This is a genomic window from Streptomyces sp. SA15 (assembly GCF_002291145.1).
Lineage (GTDB): Bacteria > Actinomycetota > Actinomycetes > Streptomycetales > Streptomycetaceae > Streptomyces.
In genome coordinates this window covers 63,026-80,495 of record NZ_NTGE01000077.1, presented here as the reverse complement: position 1 = coordinate 80,495, position 17,470 = coordinate 63,026, and the positions used below count along the sequence as shown (strand labels likewise).

Annotated in this window: 14 protein-coding genes and 1 pseudogene; 6 read left to right on the top strand and 9 right to left on the bottom strand. The window is 70.7% G+C overall.

The window, feature by feature from the left end; all coding sequences use genetic code 11:
- Positions 1–296 precede the first annotated feature (296 nt).
- The 3 genes from CLM62_RS14385 to CLM62_RS14370 all read right to left on the bottom strand — a co-directional run bounded on the left by CLM62_RS14385 (position 297) and on the right by CLM62_RS14370 (position 5,665).
- Complete coding sequence (locus CLM62_RS14385) at positions 297–1,826, bottom strand: VWA domain-containing protein (RefSeq protein WP_095750254.1); 1,530 nt, start codon at positions 1,824–1,826, stop codon at positions 297–299.
- Positions 1,827–2,138: 312 nt separating this feature from the next.
- Positions 2,139–3,011, bottom strand: a complete 873-nt coding sequence (locus CLM62_RS14375; protein WP_095750253.1) for an ABC transporter permease — start codon at positions 3,009–3,011, stop codon at positions 2,139–2,141.
- Complete coding sequence (locus CLM62_RS14370) at positions 3,008–5,665, bottom strand: CocE/NonD family hydrolase (protein ID WP_095750252.1); 2,658 nt, start codon at positions 5,663–5,665, stop codon at positions 3,008–3,010. Before CLM62_RS14370 ends, CLM62_RS14375 begins: the two co-directional genes overlap by 4 nt.
- Positions 5,666–5,872: 207 nt before the next feature.
- Here CLM62_RS14370 and CLM62_RS14365 point away from each other — a divergent pair, with 207 nt between their 5' ends.
- The 5 genes and pseudogenes from CLM62_RS14365 to CLM62_RS14345 form a co-directional block, all read left to right on the top strand.
- Positions 5,873–6,694 (top strand): phytanoyl-CoA dioxygenase family protein, encoded by an 822-nt coding sequence (locus CLM62_RS14365; RefSeq protein WP_179382096.1) that lies wholly within the window; start codon positions 5,873–5,875, stop codon positions 6,692–6,694.
- Between the two features lie 5 nt (positions 6,695–6,699).
- On the top strand, positions 6,700–6,957 hold the full coding sequence (locus CLM62_RS14360; protein ID WP_095750251.1) for a hypothetical protein: 258 nt from the start codon (positions 6,700–6,702) through the stop codon (positions 6,955–6,957).
- A gap of 247 nt (positions 6,958–7,204) precedes the next feature.
- Positions 7,205–7,831: a dihydrofolate reductase family protein gene (locus tag CLM62_RS14355; protein WP_095750250.1), complete on the top strand. Its 627-nt coding sequence runs from the start codon at positions 7,205–7,207 to the stop codon at positions 7,829–7,831.
- Positions 7,828–8,670: an alpha/beta fold hydrolase gene (locus CLM62_RS14350; protein ID WP_095750249.1), complete on the top strand. Its 843-nt coding sequence runs from the start codon at positions 7,828–7,830 to the stop codon at positions 8,668–8,670. The genes CLM62_RS14355 and CLM62_RS14350 overlap by 4 nt, the downstream gene beginning before the upstream one ends.
- 189 nt (positions 8,671–8,859) lie before the next feature.
- Positions 8,860–9,033 (top strand): annotated as a pseudogene (locus CLM62_RS14345) (protein-L-isoaspartate(D-aspartate) O-methyltransferase); the annotation flags it as partial.
- 194 nt (positions 9,034–9,227) lie between these two features.
- Here CLM62_RS14345 and CLM62_RS14340 read toward each other — a convergent pair.
- The 6 genes from CLM62_RS14340 to iolC all read right to left on the bottom strand — a co-directional run bounded on the left by CLM62_RS14340 (position 9,228) and on the right by iolC (position 16,196).
- Positions 9,228–9,668: a hypothetical protein gene (locus CLM62_RS14340; RefSeq protein ID WP_143659069.1), complete on the bottom strand. Its 441-nt coding sequence runs from the start codon at positions 9,666–9,668 to the stop codon at positions 9,228–9,230.
- Between the two features lie 461 nt (positions 9,669–10,129).
- Positions 10,130–11,632, bottom strand: a complete 1,503-nt coding sequence (gene mmsA / locus CLM62_RS14335; protein ID WP_095750247.1) for a CoA-acylating methylmalonate-semialdehyde dehydrogenase — start codon at positions 11,630–11,632, stop codon at positions 10,130–10,132.
- Positions 11,633–11,646: 14 nt separating this feature from the next.
- Complete coding sequence (gene iolD, locus CLM62_RS14330) at positions 11,647–13,539, bottom strand: 3D-(3,5/4)-trihydroxycyclohexane-1,2-dione acylhydrolase (decyclizing) (RefSeq protein ID WP_095750246.1); 1,893 nt, start codon at positions 13,537–13,539, stop codon at positions 11,647–11,649.
- Positions 13,536–14,360 carry a 5-deoxy-glucuronate isomerase gene (gene iolB / locus CLM62_RS14325; protein ID WP_095750245.1) on the bottom strand — a complete coding sequence of 275 codons (825 nt, stop codon included), beginning with the start codon at positions 14,358–14,360 and terminating at the stop codon, positions 13,536–13,538. The genes iolD and iolB overlap by 4 nt, the downstream gene beginning before the upstream one ends.
- Positions 14,361–14,367: 7 nt before the next feature.
- The gene (locus CLM62_RS14320; RefSeq protein ID WP_095750244.1) at positions 14,368–15,249 is read right to left on the bottom strand and encodes a deoxyribose-phosphate aldolase; all 882 of its coding nucleotides are present in this window, start codon (positions 15,247–15,249) and stop codon (positions 14,368–14,370) included.
- A complete protein-coding gene (iolC, locus tag CLM62_RS14315) occupies positions 15,246–16,196 on the bottom strand; it encodes a 5-dehydro-2-deoxygluconokinase (RefSeq protein ID WP_095750243.1) in 951 nt (316 codons plus the stop codon). Before iolC ends, CLM62_RS14320 begins: the two co-directional genes overlap by 4 nt.
- 125 nt (positions 16,197–16,321) lie before the next feature.
- Here iolC and CLM62_RS14310 point away from each other — a divergent pair, with 125 nt between their 5' ends.
- Entirely contained in the window at positions 16,322–17,239 is a 918-nt protein-coding gene (locus CLM62_RS14310) for a sugar phosphate isomerase/epimerase (protein ID WP_095750242.1), read from the top strand.
- Positions 17,240–17,470: the final 231 nt, after the last annotated feature.

The following is a 17,470-nucleotide window of genomic DNA, read 5'->3' as shown; positions in this document are numbered from 1 at the left end:
GCGGCGGGTACGGCTGGCGTTGCTCGACCTCGCACAGGCAAGGAGCAGCACCACAAGGAGACGAGCAGACAGGGCCCGTTCGGCGACGGCTGGCGTGAAGGCATAGTCCTGCCGGAACCGGCTCGCCGACGATGCCGCGGGAGCCGCCGTTGGGCACAGTGGGAGACGTCCTTGGCGGGGGTGAGGCGGCCGGGCCGAAGGTTGCAGCGGGGGCGAACGGGCAGCCGGGGAAGGCGTTGCAGCAGTAGTTGATCTCGCCGAAGGTGGCGGCCGTAGAGGTGAGTCGTGAGGGAACCTCAGCGCCCGAGATGCCTCGCCCGGCGGATCGTGTCGGCGAGCCCGCGTACCGCCTCGTCCTCGGTGGTGTCCGCCAAGTCGTCCGCCCTTTCGGCGAGTTCATGGACGGACGGGGCGCCGGGCAGGGAGTCCCAGCGCTCGTCGCCCCTGCGCAGGACGTCGGCGAAGTAGGCGGCCACAGCGGTGACTTGGAGGCGAGGGCCTGCGCTCCACAGGGAGTCGTCGAGGGAGCCGGACTCCAGTTGGCCGGACTCCTCGTGCGGGGTGCGGGTCTCGGGGTCCTGCCAGCGGACGGTCGCGGTGGCGAGGTGGCCTTCGGCGCCGGGCTCGGTGCGGACGGCGTAGAGGGCGGTGACCGTGTGGCCGGGGCCGACCTCGCCGCCGTCGACACGGTCGTCCCGGAAGTCGTCGTCGGCGACGCGGCGGTTGTCGTAGCCGACGAGACGGAACTCGGCGACCGTCTCCGGGTCGAAGGCGACCTGCGCCTTGGCGTCGCGGGCGGTGAGGTCGATGTTCCGCGGGAGCTGCTCGCAGAAGACCTGCTCGGCCTCGTCGTCCCCGGACACGTAGACCGTGTGGCCGTCGCCCTTGTCGGCGAGGCGTTCCATCAGGGCGTCGCCGTATTCGCTGCCGACACCGACCCCGAAGAGAGTGATGCCGTGTTCGCGGCGGGCGCCGTCGATGCGTTCGAGGATGGAGTCGGGGTCGGTGTCGCCGTCGTTGGCGAGGGCGTCGGAGACGAGGACGACCCGGTTGGTGGCGCCCTCGCGCAGGCCCTCCACGGCGGTCGCGTAGCCGGTCTCGACGCCCGCGCCGAGGTTGGTGGAGTACGTCGGCTCCAGGCCCTCGATGGCGTCGTGGATCTCGTCCCGGTTGCCGTCGAGCCGGGTCATCGGCAGGACGGTCTCGGCCTCGTCGCTGAAGGTGACGATGGCGACGGAGTCGTCGTCACGCAGCCGGTCCGTCATCACGCCGAGGGACTCCTGGGCGAGGTCCAGGCGGCCGGGTTCGGCCATGGAGCCGGAGATGTCGATGACGAAGGTGAGGGCGGCGGGCGGGCGTTCGCCCTGCTCTTCGGCGGTGCGGGTGGCCAGGCCCACGCGGACCAGGGACCAGTCCTCCTCCTCGGTCCGGGCGCCGTCGACGGTCACCGAGAAGCCGTTGCCGTCGGGGCGTTCGTAGTCCTGGCGGAAGCTGTTGACGAACTCCTCGGGGCGGATGGTCGAGGGGTCGGGGCGCCGGCCTTCGGCGAGGGTGCGGCGGGCGTAGCCGTAGGAGGCGGTGTCGACGTCGAGGGCGAAGGTGGAGAGGTGGTCGGGGGACGGTGCGATGTCACGGGATTCTTCGTCTGGGCGGGTACTGTCCTGTTCCCCCTGGCTGTAGTGGGGGGCCGGGAAGCCGGTCGCCCCTTCCGCCCGGTCCGTGCTGCTGCTGTCGCTGTCGGTGTCGCTCGCGCCGCAGCCGGTGAGCAGCAGGCCGCTCGCCGCGATGAGGGCGAGCAGCGCGCCTTGTATTCGGTGCCGTTCCATCGTCCGTGCCCCCTGGGTCCGTTGACGTCGACATACGTGACTGTGACGGGCCAGGGAGCCGGAACGTGCGCTACGAAGCGTTGCGGATGGGTCTCGAAGCGGCCACGCGGCAGGGCCGTCGAGACCGGTAGGTGATCCTCCGTTGACCTAGGGGGTGTTTTGAAAGTCCCGCACAGCACCCACGGCGCCCGGCACGCACCCTCGCCGCACCGGCCAAAGACCCAAGTAGCTCCGCTACGAGGGCCTTCGTCCGGCACGCCGAGGGCACGCACCGAACACCGCGGGCACCGCACAGGACTTCCAAAACACCCCCTAGGACACCACGTCCTTGCGGGCGAAACCACGGAAGGCCAGGGCGAACAGCACGAGGGCGTACGTTACCGACAGGGCCGTGCCCTCGATCATGCGGGACCACTCCAGTTGGGGTTGGACGGTGTCGAGCCAGGCGTACTGCCAGTGCGCGGGCAGGAAGTCGCGCCAGTCGCCGAGGGCCGTCACCTGGTCCAGCACGTTGCCGACGATGGTCAGACCGACCGCGCCGCCGACCGCGCCCAGCGGCGCGTCCGTCTTGGTGGACAGCCAGAACGCCAGGGCCGCCGTGATCAGTTGGGACACGAAGAGGTACGCCACAATGATCGCCAGGCGCTCGGCCGCGGTACCGAAGGGCAGCGTGCCGCCGGTGGGCAGCTCCAGCGGGCCCGTGCCGTACGCCGCCATGCCGACGGCGAGCGCGACGAGCGGCAGCAGGATCATCGCCGCAAGGCTCAGGCCGAGCCCGACGACGAGCTTCGACCACAGCAGGCGGGCGCGCGGCACGGGAGCGGCGAGCAGATAGCGCAGGGAGGACCAGCTGGCCTCCGAGGCGACCGTGTCCCCGCAGAACAGCGCGACGGGGATGACGAGCAGGAAGCCCGCGGAAGCGAAGAGGTTCACCGCGGCGAAGTTCGCCCCGGACGCGGTGGCCGTGTCCATGAGGGTCACGCCCTCGTTGCCGCCGCCCGGTTCGCCGCCGACCTGGAAGGCGATGAGCAGGACGAACGGCAGGGCGAACAGGATGCCGCCCATGACGAGCGTGCGGCGCCGCTTCAGCTGCCGGACCAGCTCGACCCGGATGGGCAGCGTACGGCCCGCGCGGTAGCCGTCGGCGACCTCGACGGCCTTGGCGCGGTCGGTCACCGTGCTCATGCGGGGTCTCCGATCAGGGTGAGGAAGGCGTCTTCGAGGCGGCGGTGCGGGCCCACCGACGCCACGGGCACTTCCAGCCGGACGAGTTCGGCGACCAGGCGCTGTGCGGTGCCGTCGGCGTCGAGCCGTACCACCAGGCCGTCGTCGGTGAGGACCGCCGAGGCCACGCCGGGCAGCGCGGCGACCTTGTCGACGACGGGCTCGTCGACGGGTGCGGCCGTGCCGACCAGCAGCGTGTCACCCGAGCCGATGATCTCCGCGACCGGGCCCGCCTGGACGAGCCGGCCGTGGTCCATGACCACCAGGTGGGTGCAGGTCTGCTCGACCTCCGCGAGGAGGTGGCTGGAGACGATCACCGTGCGGCCGGCCGCCGCGTAGCGGATCATGACCTCGCGCATCTCGCGGATCTGCGGCGGGTCGAGGCCGTTGGTCGGCTCGTCGAGGATCAGCAGGTCCGGCAGGCCGAGCATGGCCTGGGCGATGGCGAGGCGCTGGCGCATGCCCTGGGAGTACGTGCGGACCGCTCGGGCCAGTGCGTCGCCGAGGCCGGCGATCTGAAGGGCCTCGTCCAGGTGGGCGTCCTCGGGCGGGCGGCCGGTGGCCCGCCAGTACAGCTCCAGGTTCTCGCGGCCGGACAGGTGCGGCAGGAAGCCCGCGCCTTCGACGAAGGCGCCGACGCGGGACAGCACCGGGGCGCCGGGCGCGATCGCGTGGCCGAAGACGCGGATCTCGCCGCCGTCCGGCTTAATCAGGCCCATCAGCATGCGCAGGGTCGTCGTCTTTCCCGCGCCGTTCGGGCCGAGCAGGCCGAGCACCTGGCCCTTCTCCACCCGGAAGGACAGGTCCCGGACCGCGTAACGGTCCGCCGACTTGGCGTACCGCTTGCTCAAGTCCGTGATCTGGAGCGGGACTTCGGCCAGCGCGGGGTCGGGGGCGGGCGCCGCGGTGCGGCGTCGGGCCGACAGCACCAGGGCCAGCGCGATCGCCGCGCCGGTCGGCGGCAGCCACCACACCCACGCGGAGAGCTGCGCCGCCTGGTTCGTCTCGCCGAGGGCCGTCGGCACCCTCAGGTCGCCCTTCAGGGAGACCGTGTACGTCGCCGGGGTCGCCGGGGAGGCGTAGCCGAGGTCCGTGGAGGCGAGGACCAGGCGCAGGCGGTGGCCGTCGTCGACCTCGTGGTCGATCGCCGGGAGGGTGATCTCGACGTCCTTTCCGGCCTTGGCGCCCTCGACCCGGACGGGCTCGACCAGCTGGGAGGGCAGCACCTGCTGCTGACCGCCGCCGGGGCCGACGTCGTACACCTTGGCGAAGAGCACGGCGTCGTCGCTGGTCGACTTCACGTGGACGGTGGCCGTCGGTGAGCCGGTGATCTGCACGTCGTCCGTCATGGGCGCCGACTCGAACGCGGCGAACTGTCCCGGGAAGTCGAGCGAGACCCCGATGCCGAGCGTAGACAGCTGGGCGAGGCCGCCCGCGGCGCCGCCGATGCCGGGCAGGGCCGACACGGCGGGCGGGTTGGCGCCGGGCGGGTTGTCGAAGCTCTGCTCACGCCCGGAGAGGGCGATCGAACGCCGGTCACCCTCCAGGCCCGGGTACGTGTCGTCACTCACGCCGCTCAGCCGCGTCTCGCCGTCACCGCTTCCGGTGCCGAGGGTGCGCGTGACCCGGAAGGCGGGGCCGGTGTCGGCGCCCTTGTCGTCCTTGAGGTACCGGTCGAACCAGGACTGCACGCGCCCCTGGACGCGGCTCGCCTCCAGGTCGCCGCCGTCGTGGCCGCCCGCGATCCAGTCGACGTCGACCGGGGCGCCGTTGGCACGGATCGCCTTGGCGGCAGCGTCGGCCTGGCTGAGCGGGAAGAGGGAGTCGGTCTGCCCCTGGACGAGGAGCGTGGGCACCTTGATGCGGTCGCCGACGGCGGACGGCGAGCGCTCCTCCAACATCTGCCGGGCCTGTGCGTCCGGCGTCCCGGACTCGGCGACCCGCTCGTACATCTCACAGATCCGCGTCTCGAACTTCTCGCAGCCGCCCGCCGAGTTGACGAAGATGCCCGCCCAGAGCTTCTTGAAGACGCCGTTCGGGAACAGGGCGTCCGCGAGGTTCCAGTACGTGATCGCCGGGGCGATGGCGTCCACCCGGTCGTCGTACCCGGCGGCCAGCAGCGAGATCGCACCGCCGTACGAGGCGCCCGCGACGCCCACACGCGGGTCGCCGGTCTTGTCCAGCTCGACCTGCGGCTGCTCGGCCAGCCAGTCGATCAGCTTCCTGACGTCGGCGACCTCGCCCTTGGGGTCGTTCAGCCCGACCTTGCCGGTCGACCTGCCGAAGCCGCGGGCCGACCAGGTCAGCACCGCGTACCCGTCCCGGGCGAGGTCCTGCGCCTGCTGCCGCACGTCGTCCTTGCTGCCGCCGAAGCCGTGGGCGAGGAGGACGGCGGGACGACGGCCCTCCGCGGAGGAGGTGAAGTACGACGTGTCGATCCGCACCCCGCCGCCCATGTCCATGACCCGGTCGGTGCTGCGCACCGGCGGCGCGTCGTCGGAGGCGACGGCCGTCCATGTACCGGCACCGGCGAGGACGACGACGGAGGCCGCGGCGGCAATCCACCGTCGCGGCCTCCGCATACGCCCCCGCAGTCCGGGCAATCGAAGATCCATGCTTCAACGGTACGGGGTCAACCTGTCGGCAAGTTGTCTACCGGAGACCGAACCGCTGGCCCTCCCAGGGGCGTACGGCCGTACGGCGTGTACCGCAGGCGTGGTACGGCGGGCGCGGGGAGGCTCTCGCCGTGCGCGGTGGAAACTCACCAGCAGTCGGTGATTACAACCCACGCCGGCCAGGGCCCCGCGCTTTAGCTTCACCGTATGTCACCCACCGAACAGCTGCTCACCTCGGTCCAGATGGCCCGCTTCGTGGCACAGGGATTCCTGCGTCTGGACGGGGTCGTGCCTCAGGAGCTGAACGACGACGCCATCGCGGCCCTGTCCAGGGAAGGTATACCCGAGGTGCCGTACGGCACGCCGCTGGCCGGGGCGTTTGCGGAGGACACGTTCATCCACCGCCTGCTCGCCCTGCCCGCCGTGGCCGGCGCCCTGGAGAGCCTCGTCGGTCCGCATCCCACGGTCGACCATCACGCCGTGCATGTGCGCGAGCCGCACGAGGGCAACGCCCAGGCACTCCACGCGGACGCGATCATCGACGTGCGGCCGGACGCCTTCGACGTCCAGCTCATGTACTACCCGCACGAAGTGACACCCGACATGGGCGGAACCCTCAGCGTGCCGGGGAGCCATCTGCGCCGCGTCAACGAGACCGACATCGGGCGCGTCCAGAACCTGCGCGGGCAGACCAGACTGACCTGCCCGGCGGGCACCGTCGTCCTGGTGCACCACGGGATCTGGCACGGCGGGCGCCGCAACGACACGGAACGGCGGCGCTACATGTACAAGCTCCGCTTCAACCCGACCGTGCCGCAGGTCCGCCTCTGGGACACCTCCGACCTGCACGACCCCGCGGTCACGGAGGAACTCAGCACCGCTTTCCCGTGGTACGAGCAGGCCACCGCCCGGCTGGAGATCCACAACCGGGTGCTGCTGTGGCGTGCGCTGACCGGGGACGACACGTTCGACATCGGCTACTGGGTCACCCGCGTCCGCAACCGGCCCGCCCTGAGGAGCCACGCATGACTCGCATGAAGCAGCAGGTCCTGGTGCTCTACCTCGCCTCGTCGGCACTCGACTCCGACGTGGTGGGCTGGTCCCGCTACGACGGCACCGGCCGCACCCGGCCGACGACCGGAGACAGCGACGAGCCGCCGTACAGGACCGGCCTCGCGGCACTGGAGGACGGCTGGCGCCTGTTCCAGGCCTCGCAGCTGCTCCCGCCGTACCCCGGCCACGAGTACGACACGTCCTTCCTCAAGCACGAGTTCCTCTTCGAGAAGCTGTAGCGCCGGAGCTCTCCGGAAAGGCGGCCGGTGAGGCGATCGAGCGCGGGGACCGCTACGGGCGCCGCATGGCACCAGGTAATTGGCAGATCTGTTCCACCCACCAGGACCGCCGACCTGGGGTTTTCCCCTCCCAGGGTGGAACAGATCTGCCAATTACTGGGCCATGACCCGCTCTGAGGTACTCCGGGGGCGACCGTCCGCCATGCGTGAGCGATGAGTTTGGGCGGCGGATCGGGTCTGCCCCGGCATGACTCGCATCATCGCTGACATCTCGGTCTCCCTCGACGGCTTCGTCACCGGGCCCGACCCCGGCCCGGACAACGGTCTGGGCACCGGCGGCGAGGCCCTGCACACCTGGGCATTTTCCGACGACCCCGACGACCGCCGGATCCTGCGCGAGGCGACCGCCCGCTCGGGCGCCGTCGTCCTCGGCCGCCAACTCTTCGACGTGGTCGACGGGCCGAACGGCTGGGACGACAAGACCGGCTACGGCGCCGGCGAGGTCGGCAAGCCCGCGTTCGTCGTCGTGACGAGCTCGCCGCCGGAGTCGGTGCGGCTCACCGACCTCGACTGGACATTCGTCACCACCGGTCTGCCCGACGCCGTCACCGCCGCGCGCGAGCGCGCCGAGGCGGCATCGTCGGACAGCGGCAAGGACCTCGACGTCGTCCTCATGGGCGGCGGCGCCACGGTCGGCTCGGCGCTCGACGCCGGGCTGGTCGACGCACTGACGCTGCACCTCGCGCCCGTCGTGCTGGGCGCCGGGACGCCACTGTTCACCGGCGGAGCGCCGCGCACGCTGATGCAGCGGAGCGTGACCTCGACATCTACCGCGACGCATCTGACCTACGACGTCCTGACGGTGATCCGATGACCACCGTCAACGTTGATGAGATCGCCTTGGGCATCGAGTCGTTCGGTGACGACGACGCGCCACTCGTCCTGCTCGCGGGCGGGACGACGATGCTCTCCTGGCCCGACGCGCTGTGCGAGCGCCTCGCCGCCGGCGGGCGCCGCGTGGTGCGCTACGACCTGCGCGACAGCGGAGAGTCGACGACGACGGACTCGGAGGCGCCCGCCTACACCCTGCGCGACCTCGCCGCCGACGCGGCGGCCCTTGCTGACGCGCTCGGCGGGGGACCTGCGCACCTAGCGGGGATCGGCGTCGGCGGGATGGTCGCCCAGGTGGCCGTGCTCGACCATCCGGGCGCGTTCTCGGCGCTCACCCTGGTCGGCACCCGCGCGGTTGCGCCCGGCCCGCCCGACGACGACCTCCCCGACCATGACCAGGCGACGATGAGCCGGTTGTTCGCGCGTCCGATGCCCGATTGGACCGACCGCGAGGCGGTTGCGGAGTTCGCCGCCGCCGGCGCGGAGATCCTCGGCGACGACCCCGTCGTCGCGCGCGCGATCGCCGCGCGCATCTGGGACCGCACGCCCGGCACCGCATCCCCGGTCCAGATGGCCAACCAGATGGGCATGGTGTTTTCCAGGCTCGACTGCAAACCCCGTTGGCGCGAGCGCCTGCCCGAGATCGAGATCCCCACGCTCGTCGTCCACGGTCGCCGCGACCGGTTCTTCCCCGTCGGCAACGGCGAGGCGATCGCGCGCGAGATCCCCCGGGCGCGGCTGCTCCTCCTCAAGGAGGCTGCCACTGCGATCCCCAATGCGGCGGTCGGCGAGGTCGCCGAGGCGATGCTCACGCTCGGGTAGAGGATGGCGCCTGCCGCGCGGGTATGGCATCCGCGCAGCAGCGGGCGTCGGAGGCTCGACCCGGCCGTGCGCCCACGATCGGCGCCCGCGGAACTCTCGTTGCCATCGGAGGTCATGAGCTGCCGCACCATGAGGTTCAGGCCCGGCAAGAGGACGTCCTCAAGCGTCTCCACCCGCATAACGCTCCTCGACTCGGCGACGGTGCACCAGGGCGGCCCTCGCCGCCTATGGGATGAGCTGGAGCGGATCCGTCACCGGCTCAACCGCGAGGGCGGATTGCCGGTGTACGGGGCGCGGGTCCGGATCACCCCGGACGGCACCCTCACCTTCTCGCGTGGAGGGTGGTCGGTGACCGTGGCCTGACCGCCGGGACTCCCGCGGGCCCCGCTCGTCTGCTTCCCGAATGAGTCGCCGCTTCTCCTCCGTGTGGCTCTGGAGGGGCGGATACTTCATTCCCGGGGCAACGTTTCGGTTACCCGGGTTGAACTCGTGGAGTCCGATGGTCTGGTCGCGTCGTCGTCCATGATCAGGCCGTGGACTCTTCCAGTTCAACCTGATTAACCGGCAGGCCGCGTGAGCAGCGGGCGCAGTCGGCCGTGCAGGGTCTCATCCTTGAAGAACTGTGCGATGTCGACCGAATTGTCGTCGGCGTAATGGGAAAAATACGGCGGGCAGGACAGGTCAGCGGTCTCATCGCCGCGAAGCGTGAACGCCGTGACCTGTCGGGCTGTCTTCGCTTCGTAGACCTCGAAGGTGTAGACGGCCGGATACACGTAGGCATGCACGGTGGGGTAGTCGCACGTGCCAATCGGTGTGTCGCTCCGTAACCGCACATCCGCCAAACAGATGACCAGCTGCGCCCGCGACACGTCCTGTTGACTGTCTGTCATAACGGACTCGTCGTCTGGCGGTATCCACTCCTCCGGCAGCGAATGTGAAGTGAAGACGTTGCGGATGGGGTATTGGCTGAGATCGTCTGGCTCGGCGTCTCCCGCCACTGCCAGGTGTGGCCCTCGGCCGGCATAAGCCGGCGCAGCCGGATCTGGGAAGCGCAGACGACCGCACGCGGTCCGGCCGCGTGAGGAGGGCGTCGCGGAGGAAGATGTCGCCGACGGGGCCTGGTGAGTCGATGGTGACGACGTGTCCGTTGACGCCGTGCAGCCGGTCAAGCTGAGCAGCGCTGTCACGAACAGCGCCGACCTACGTCTACTCGGCATACGAACCATCTACTCCGACCTCGTCCGTCCCCAGATGCCGGGCTCGTCGCCTCACCGCCGACGACCGCCTCCCAGAAGCCGGGGGTCTGCGCACCTCATCGGAAGGCATGCCGAGGATGGTATCGACGACGACCCGGGACCGGTCCCGCTCCACCAGCAAGGCGACCCTGGAGCGCTACAGCCGTCCCCCGGAGTGAAGTCGTCCGCGGCGCGGACGACTTCACTCCCTCGGTCGCCGACCGTCAGTGGTTGCGCGGGAAGCCCAGGTCCACGCCGGAGGGGGCGTCGGCCGGGTCCGGCCAGCGGGTGGTGACGACCTTGCCGCGGGTGTAGAAGTGCGTGCCGTCGTTGCCGTAGATGTGGTGGTCGCCGAAGAGGGAGTCCTTCCAGCCGCCGAAGCTGTGGTAGCCGACGGGGACCGGGATCGGGACGTTCACGCCGACCATGCCGGCCTCGATCTCCAGCTGGAAGCGGCGGGCCGCGCCGCCGTCCCGGGTGAAGATCGCGGTGCCGTTGCCGAAGGGGGACGCGTTGATCAACGCCACGCCCTCGTCGTACGTGTCGACGCGCAGGACGCACAGGACCGGGCCGAAGATCTCGTCCTGGTAGGCCTTCGCCGACGTGGGCACCTTGTCGAGGAGCGAGATGCCGAGCCAGTGGCCGTCCTCGAAGCCCTCGACGGTGTAGCCGGTGCCGTCCAGCACCACGTCCGCGCCCTCGGCCGCCGCACCCGTCACGTACGACGCCACCTTGTCGCGGTGAGCGGCGGTGATCAGCGGGCCCATCTCGGAGGTCGGGTCGTTGCCGGGGCCGATCTTGATCTTCTCGGCGCGCTCGCGGATCTTCTCCACCAGCTCATCGCCGATCGCGCCGACCGCGACCACGGCCGAGATGGCCATGCAGCGCTCGCCCGCGGAGCCGTAGGCCGCCGAGACGGCCGCGTCGGCCGCCGCGTCGAGGTCGGCGTCCGGCAGGACCAGCATGTGGTTCTTGGCGCCGCCGAGGGCCTGGACGCGCTTGTGGTTCGCGGAGGCCGTGGTGTGGATGTAGCGGGCGATCGGGGTCGAGCCGACGAAGGAGACGGCCTTGACGTCCGGGTGCTCAAGGAGACGGTCCACCGCGACCTTGTCACCGTGTACGACGTTGAAGACGCCGTCCGGCAGGCCGGCTTCCGCCAGCAGCTCGGCGATCTTGAGAGACGCGGACGGGTCCTTCTCCGACGGCTTCAGCACGAAGGTGTTGCCGCACGCGATGGCGAGCGGGAACATCCACATCGGCACCATCGCCGGGAAGTTGAACGGCGTGATGCCGGCGACGACGCCGAGGGGCTGACGGATCGACGAAACGTCCACCCGGCTGGCGACCTGCGTCGACAGCTCGCCCTTCAGCTGCACGTTGATGCCGCACGCGAGGTCGACGATCTCCAGACCGCGCGCGACCTCGCCGAGGGCGTCGCTGTGCACCTTGCCGTGCTCGGCGGTGATCAGTTCGGCGATGGCGTCACGGTTGGCGTCGAGCAGGGCGCGGAAGCGGAACAGGATCTCCGTGCGCTTGGCAAGGGAGGACTGGCCCCAAGTGACATAGGCGTCCTTGGCGGCGGCGACCGCGGCGTCGACCTCGTCGACGGTGGCGAACGCGACCTTCGTAGTGACCGCGCCGGTCGCCGGGTCGGTGACCGGCCCGTACGTACCCGACGCGCCTTCGACGGTCTTGCCGCCGATCCAGTGGTTGACGATCTTCGTCATGACCGAGTGCTCCTTCACAGATGGCGGCGTCGGGTAGAGACGTGCCGTTCGTACAGCTCGCGGGCCTTGACCGCGGACGCGCGGGTCGCGGTTTCGGCCACAGGTACATCCCACCAGGCCTGCGCCGGAGGCGGGCCCGACACTGTGTCTGCGGTTTCGGTCTCCACGTAGACACATGTGGGAGTGTCCGCGGCCCGCGCCTCGGCGAGGGCGGCGCGGAGGTCTCGTACGGTCTTCGCGCGCAGCACGCGCATACCGAGGCTGGCCGCGTTGGCGGCGAGGTCCACCGGGAGCGGCGCCCCCGTGTACGTACCGTCGGCGGACCGGAAGCGGTACGCGGTGCCGAAGCGCTCGGCGCCGGTTTCTTCGGACAGGCCGCCGATGGAGGCATACCCGTGGTTCTGCACGAGCAGGATCTTGATCGCGATCCCCTCCTGCACGGCCGTGACGATCTCCGTCGGCATCATCAGGTACGTGCCGTCGCCGACCAGCGCCCAGACGTTGCGCTCGGGAGCGGCCATCTTCACGCCGATCGCGGCCGGGATCTCGTAGCCCATGCAGGAGTAGCCGTACTCCAGGTGGAACTGGTCCCGGGAGCGCGCCCGCCACAGCTTGTGCAGGTCGCCGGGGAGCGAACCGGCCGCGTTGATGATGACGTCGGACTCGTCGACGAGGGCGTCCAGGGCGCCGAGCACCTGCGGCTGCGTCGGCCGTACGTCGGGCTCGTCGGCCTCGTAGCAGGCGTCGACGCGCTGTTCCCAGCGCTCCTTGTCGAGCGTGTACTCGCCGACGTACGCGTCCGTGACCCGGTGCGCGTGCATCTCCAGGGCCGCGGTCAGCTCCTGGAGGCCGCTGCGGGCGTCCGCGATCAGTGGCAGACCGGCCAGCTTGTGGCCGTCGTACGCGGCGATGTTGAGGTTGAGGAAGCGGACGCCGTCACCCGTGAACAGCGTGCCGGAGGCGGTCGTGAAGTCGGTGTACCGCGTGCCGACGCCGATCACCAGGTCGGCCTGGCGGGCGAGTTCGTTGGCGGTGGCCGTGCCGGTGTGGCCGACGCCGCCGACGTCCTGGGGGTGGTCGTGGCGCAGGGAGCCCTTGCCGGCCTGGGTGGAGGCGACCGGGATGCCGGTGGCCGCGGCGAACTCGGCGAGGGCCTCCTCGGCGCGGCTGTGGTGGACGCCGCCGCCGGCGATGAGCAGCGGGCGCCGGGCCGCCCGGACGGCCCGTACGGCCTCGGCGAGCTCGGTGGGGTCGGCGCCCGGGCGTCGTACGACCCAGGTGCGCTCGGCGAAGAACTCCTCCGGCCAGTCGTACGCCTCGGCCTGCACGTCCTGCGGGAGGGCGAGGGTCACCGCACCCGTCTCCACCGGGTCGGTGAGCACCCGCATGGCTTGCAGGGCCGCCGGGATCAGGGCTTCCGGGCGGGTGATCCGGTCGAAGTACTTCGACACCGGGCGCAGGCTGTCGTTGACGGACACATCGCCCGCGTACGGCACTTCGAGCTGCTGGAGGACCGGGTCGGCGACGCGGGTGGCGAAGATGTCGCCCGGGAGAAGCAGGACCGGGAGGTGGTTGATCGTCGCGAGGGCGGCGCCCGTGACCAGGTTGGTGGCGCCCGGGCCGATGGAGGTCGTCACCGCGTGCGTGGACAGGCGGTTGGACTGGCGGGCGTAACCGACGGCCGCGTGCACCATGGACTGCTCGTTGCGGCCCTGGTGGTACGGCATCTCGCCCGCGTACTCGATCAGCGCCTGGCCGAGCCCGGCGACGTTCCCGTGGCCGAAGATGCCCCAGGTCGCGCCGATCAGCCGCTGCCGTACGCCGTCCCGCTCCGAGTACTGGGCGGACAGGAAGCGGACGAGCGCCTGCGCGACCGTCAGCCTCGTCGTAGAGGTCGTCGGAGTCATCTGTACCCCCCTGTGCTGTCGACGTGGGACGGATGGAAGCAGATCCGCCACTCCCGAGTCTCCCCCGGACCGGCCATGACATTGAGGTAGTACATGTCGTGGCCGGGCTGGGCGATCGACGGGCCGTGCCATCCGTCGGGGACGAGGACGGCGTCGCCGGAGCGGACCTCCGCGAGGACGTCCGATCCGCCCTCACGGGAAGGGGATACGCGCTGATAGCCGAAACCGTTCGGGCCGTCGATCTCGAAGTAGTAGATCTCCTCCAGCTCCGCCTCCTCGCCCGGCCGGTGCTCGTCGTGCTTGTGCGGCGGGTACGAGGACCAGTTGCCGCCGGGCGTGATCACCTCGACGGCGATCAGCTTGTCGCAGTCGAAGGCGTCGGCCGAGGCGAAGTTGCGGACGTGGCGCGTGCAGGTGCCGCTGCCGCGCTGTTCGACGGGGACCTCCGGCGCGGGGCCGTAGCGGGCGGGGAGTCGTCGCTCGCACTTCGCTCCTGCCAAAGCAAAGCGGCCTCCCGCGCCGGAGGCGATCTGTGCCCGGGCGTCACGGGGCACGTACGCGAAGTCGGTGACTCCACTGAACACGCTTTCCCGGCCCGAGAGTTGGAACTCTTCGCCCTCTGCTCGCACGGTACATCCGCCTTGCAGCGGGAGGACGATCCACTCGCTGTCCCCGGTGGTGAAGGTGTGCGTGCCACCGGGCTCCAGCTCGACGATCCGCAGGCCGCTGTGGGTCCAGCCGGCCCGCTTGGGGTCGATGTCGAGGGTGTACTGGGCGTTGCTCGTGGCGCCCTTCGCGACGTAGAGGTCGTTGCTCGTCATGCGGCCCTCACAGCAGTCCTACGGCGGTGTCCACGGCGGCGGCCACATCGCCGTCCGCCGGGTACAGCAGCGAACGGCCGACCACCAGGCCCCGGACGGTGGGCAGTTGCAGGGCGCCGCGCCACTTCTCGTACGCCCCGTCCTGGTCATCTCCGACCTCGCCGCCCAGCAGCACGGCCGGCAGCGTGGAGGTCGCCATGACCTCGGCCATGTCGTCGGGGTTCTCGGTGACCGGGACCTTCAGCCAGGTGTAGGCCGAAGTGCCCCCGAGGCCGGAAGCGATGGCGATCGACTTGGTGACGGCTTCGGCGGACAGGTCGTTCCTCAAGCGTCCGTCCTCGGTGCGGCGGCTGATGAACGGCTCGACGAACACGGGGAGTCGGCGGGCGGCCATGTCGTCGATGGCGCGGGCCGTGGACTCCAGGGTGGTGAGGGAGCCCGGGTCGTCGTAGTCGATCCGCAGCAGCAGTTTGCCCGCGTCGAAGCCGAGGCGCTCGATGTCCTCGGGGCGGTGGCCGGTGAAGCGGTCGTCGAGCTCGAAGCTGGCGCCCTGGAGGCCGCCGCGGTTCATCGAGCCCAGGACGACCTTGCCGTCGAGGGCGCCGAGGAGGAGCAGGTCGTCGAGGATGTCGGCGGTGGCGAGGACGCCGTCCACGCCGGGGCGGGACAGGGCGAGGCAGAGACGCTCGAGCAGGTCGGCGCGGTTGGCCATGGCGAACTTGCGGTCGCCGACACCGAGGGCGCCGCGGGCCGGATGGTCGGCGGCGACGATCATCAGGCGACCGTCGTCATTGAGCAGCGGTCGGCGCGTGCGGCGGGCGGCGGCCTCCGCGATGGCCTCGGGCTGGAGGGTGCGGGTGCGGACGAGGTCCGCGATGTCGACGGTCACCGTACGGCCCCTGCCGCGAGCGCCGCTTCCACTTCGTCCGGGGTGGGCATCGCGGACGAGCACTCCAGGCGGGAGGCGACGATGGCGCCGGCAGCGTTGGCGTGCCGCATGATCTTCTCCAGGTCCCAGCCTTCGAGCAGGCCGTGGCAGAGGGAGCCGCCGAAGGCGTCGCCGGCGCCGAGGCCGTTGAGGACGTTCACCGGGAGCGGGGGGACCTCGGCGGACTCGCCCTTGTTGTTGACGGCGAGGACGCCCTTGGGGCCCTGCTTCACGACGGCGAGTTCGACGCCGGCGTCCAGGAGCGCGCGGGCGGCGGCGTGCGGCTCGCGCACTCCGGTGGCGACCTCCACCTCGTCGAGATTGCCGACGGCGACGGTGGTGTGCTTCAGGGCCTCGGTGTAGAAGGGGCGGGCCGCATCCGGGTCTTTCCAGAACATCGGGCGCCAGTCGAGGTCGAAGACCGTGGTGCCGGACTTCGCCCGGTGGGCCAGGGCCGCGAGGGTCGCCGTACGGCTGGGCTCCTCGCTCAGGCCGGTGCCGGTCACCCAGAAGATGCGGGCGTCGCGGATGGCGTCCAGGTCGAGCTCGTGGGCGTCGATCTCCAGGTCGGGCGCCTTGGGCTGCCGGTAGAAGTACAGCGGGAAGTCGTCCGGCGGGAAGACCTCGCAGAAGGTGACCGGGGTGGGCAGTCCGGGGACCGGGGTGACCCAGCGGTCGTCGACGCCGAAGTCGCGCAGGGCCTCGTGGAGGTACTCGCCGAACGGGTCGTCGCCGGTGCGTGTGATCACCGCGGTCCGCCGTCCCAGGCGGGCCGCGGCGACCGCCACGTTCGTGGCCGAACCCCCGAGGAACTTGCCGAAGGACGACACCTGCGGCAGCGGGACGCCGGTCTGCAGCGGATAGAGGTCCACTCCGATCCGCCCCATGGTGATCACGTCGTACGCCATCGAGTTCCCTTCGTATCGGCTCTCCACGGCTTTGTAGCCCCGCGCGGGGAGCCCTGTCAATGTTTTGTCCAGACATTCGGACCAGGCCTTGACACCCCCCGCTCGGGAACCGCACGCTGGCGGCCATGACGTCGTTGTCACCTCAGCCCTCACTGTCCCGCATCCGGATCGGATCGGCCCCCGACTCCTGGGGCGTCTGGTTCCCGGACGATCCCCAGCAGGTCCCCTGGCAGCGCTTCCTCGACGAGGTCGCCGCCTCCGGCTACGAGTGGATCGAGCTGGGGCCGTACGGGTACCTGCCGACCGATCCCGCCGTCCTCGCCGAGGAGACCGCGCGACGTGGCCTGAAAGTGTCGGCGGGCACGGTCTTCACGGGCCTGCACCACGGCGAGGCGGTGTGGGAGAAGACCTGGGCGCACGTCGCGGACAACGCGGCCCTGGCCCAGGCGATGGGCGCGTCCCACCTGGTGGTCATCCCGTCCTTCTGGCGGGACGACAAGACCGGTGACGTCCTCGAACCGGACACGCTCACGCCCGAGCAGTGGCGCAACCTGACCTCGCTGACCGAGCGGCTCGGCCGGGAGGTGCGGGAGCGGTACGGCCTGCGGATCGTCGTCCACCCGCACGCCGACACCCACATCGACAGCGAGGACAACGTCGTCCGCTTCCTCGACGGGACGGACTCCTCGGTGGTGTCGCTGTGCCTGGACACCGGGCACTACGCCTACTGCGGCGGAGACAGCGTCAAGCTGATCGAGACCTACGGCGAGCGGATCGGGTACCTGCACCTCAAGCAGGTGGACCCGGAGATCCTGGCGGATGTGCGGGCGAACGAGGTCCCGTTCGGACCGGCGGTCGCCCGCGGCGTGATGTGCGAGCCGCCCGCCGGGGTGCCGGCGCTGGGGCCCGTACTGGAGGCGGCGCAGAAGCTGGACGTCGACCTGTTCGCGATCGTCGAGCAGGACATGTACCCGTGCGAGCCGGACACCCCGTTGCCGATTGCCCGGCGGACGCGGGCGTTCCTGAGGTCGTGCGGGGCTTAGAGGCGCCTACTGATCTGCCAGGTTCCGTTGCAGGGCGAGTGCGGGTGATCTGTGGCTTGTCGCGCCCACGCGGCGGAGCCGCATATTGACACTGTCCCGCGCCCCTGGGGGCGTTGCAGCATAGGTGGATGACAAGTGCTGTGCGTGTCCGGTCGGGGCACGGTCCCTGGGGCTCGTGGGAAGCCGCCCTTGCGTTGCCCCATCCCCGGTTACGCCCCGGTGTGCTCAGCT

Excerpts from the sequence above, each read along its gene's own strand:
- CLM62_RS14360 (WP_095750251.1), top strand. The coding sequence starts at position 6,700 with ATGAAGCAGCAGGTCCTGGTGCTCTACCTCGCCTCGTCGGCACTCGAC.
- CLM62_RS14370 (WP_095750252.1), bottom strand. The coding sequence starts at position 5,665 with ATGGATCTTCGATTGCCCGGACTGCGGGGGCGTATGCGGAGGCCGCGA.
- CLM62_RS14310 (WP_095750242.1), top strand. The coding sequence starts at position 16,322 with ATGACGTCGTTGTCACCTCAGCCCTCACTGTCCCGCATCCGGATCGGA.
- CLM62_RS14365 (WP_179382096.1), top strand. The coding sequence starts at position 5,873 with ATGTCACCCACCGAACAGCTGCTCACCTCGGTCCAGATGGCCCGCTTC.
- iolD (WP_095750246.1), bottom strand. The coding sequence starts at position 13,539 with ATGACTCCGACGACCTCTACGACGAGGCTGACGGTCGCGCAGGCGCTC.
- CLM62_RS14375 (WP_095750253.1), bottom strand. The coding sequence starts at position 3,011 with ATGAGCACGGTGACCGACCGCGCCAAGGCCGTCGAGGTCGCCGACGGC.
- mmsA (WP_095750247.1), bottom strand. The coding sequence starts at position 11,632 with ATGACGAAGATCGTCAACCACTGGATCGGCGGCAAGACCGTCGAAGGC.
- iolC (WP_095750243.1), bottom strand. The coding sequence starts at position 16,196 with ATGGCGTACGACGTGATCACCATGGGGCGGATCGGAGTGGACCTCTAT.
- iolB (WP_095750245.1), bottom strand. The coding sequence starts at position 14,360 with ATGACGAGCAACGACCTCTACGTCGCGAAGGGCGCCACGAGCAACGCC.
- CLM62_RS14350 (WP_095750249.1), top strand. The coding sequence starts at position 7,828 with ATGACCACCGTCAACGTTGATGAGATCGCCTTGGGCATCGAGTCGTTC.
- CLM62_RS14385 (WP_095750254.1), bottom strand. The coding sequence starts at position 1,826 with ATGGAACGGCACCGAATACAAGGCGCGCTGCTCGCCCTCATCGCGGCG.
- CLM62_RS14355 (WP_095750250.1), top strand. The coding sequence starts at position 7,205 with ATGACTCGCATCATCGCTGACATCTCGGTCTCCCTCGACGGCTTCGTC.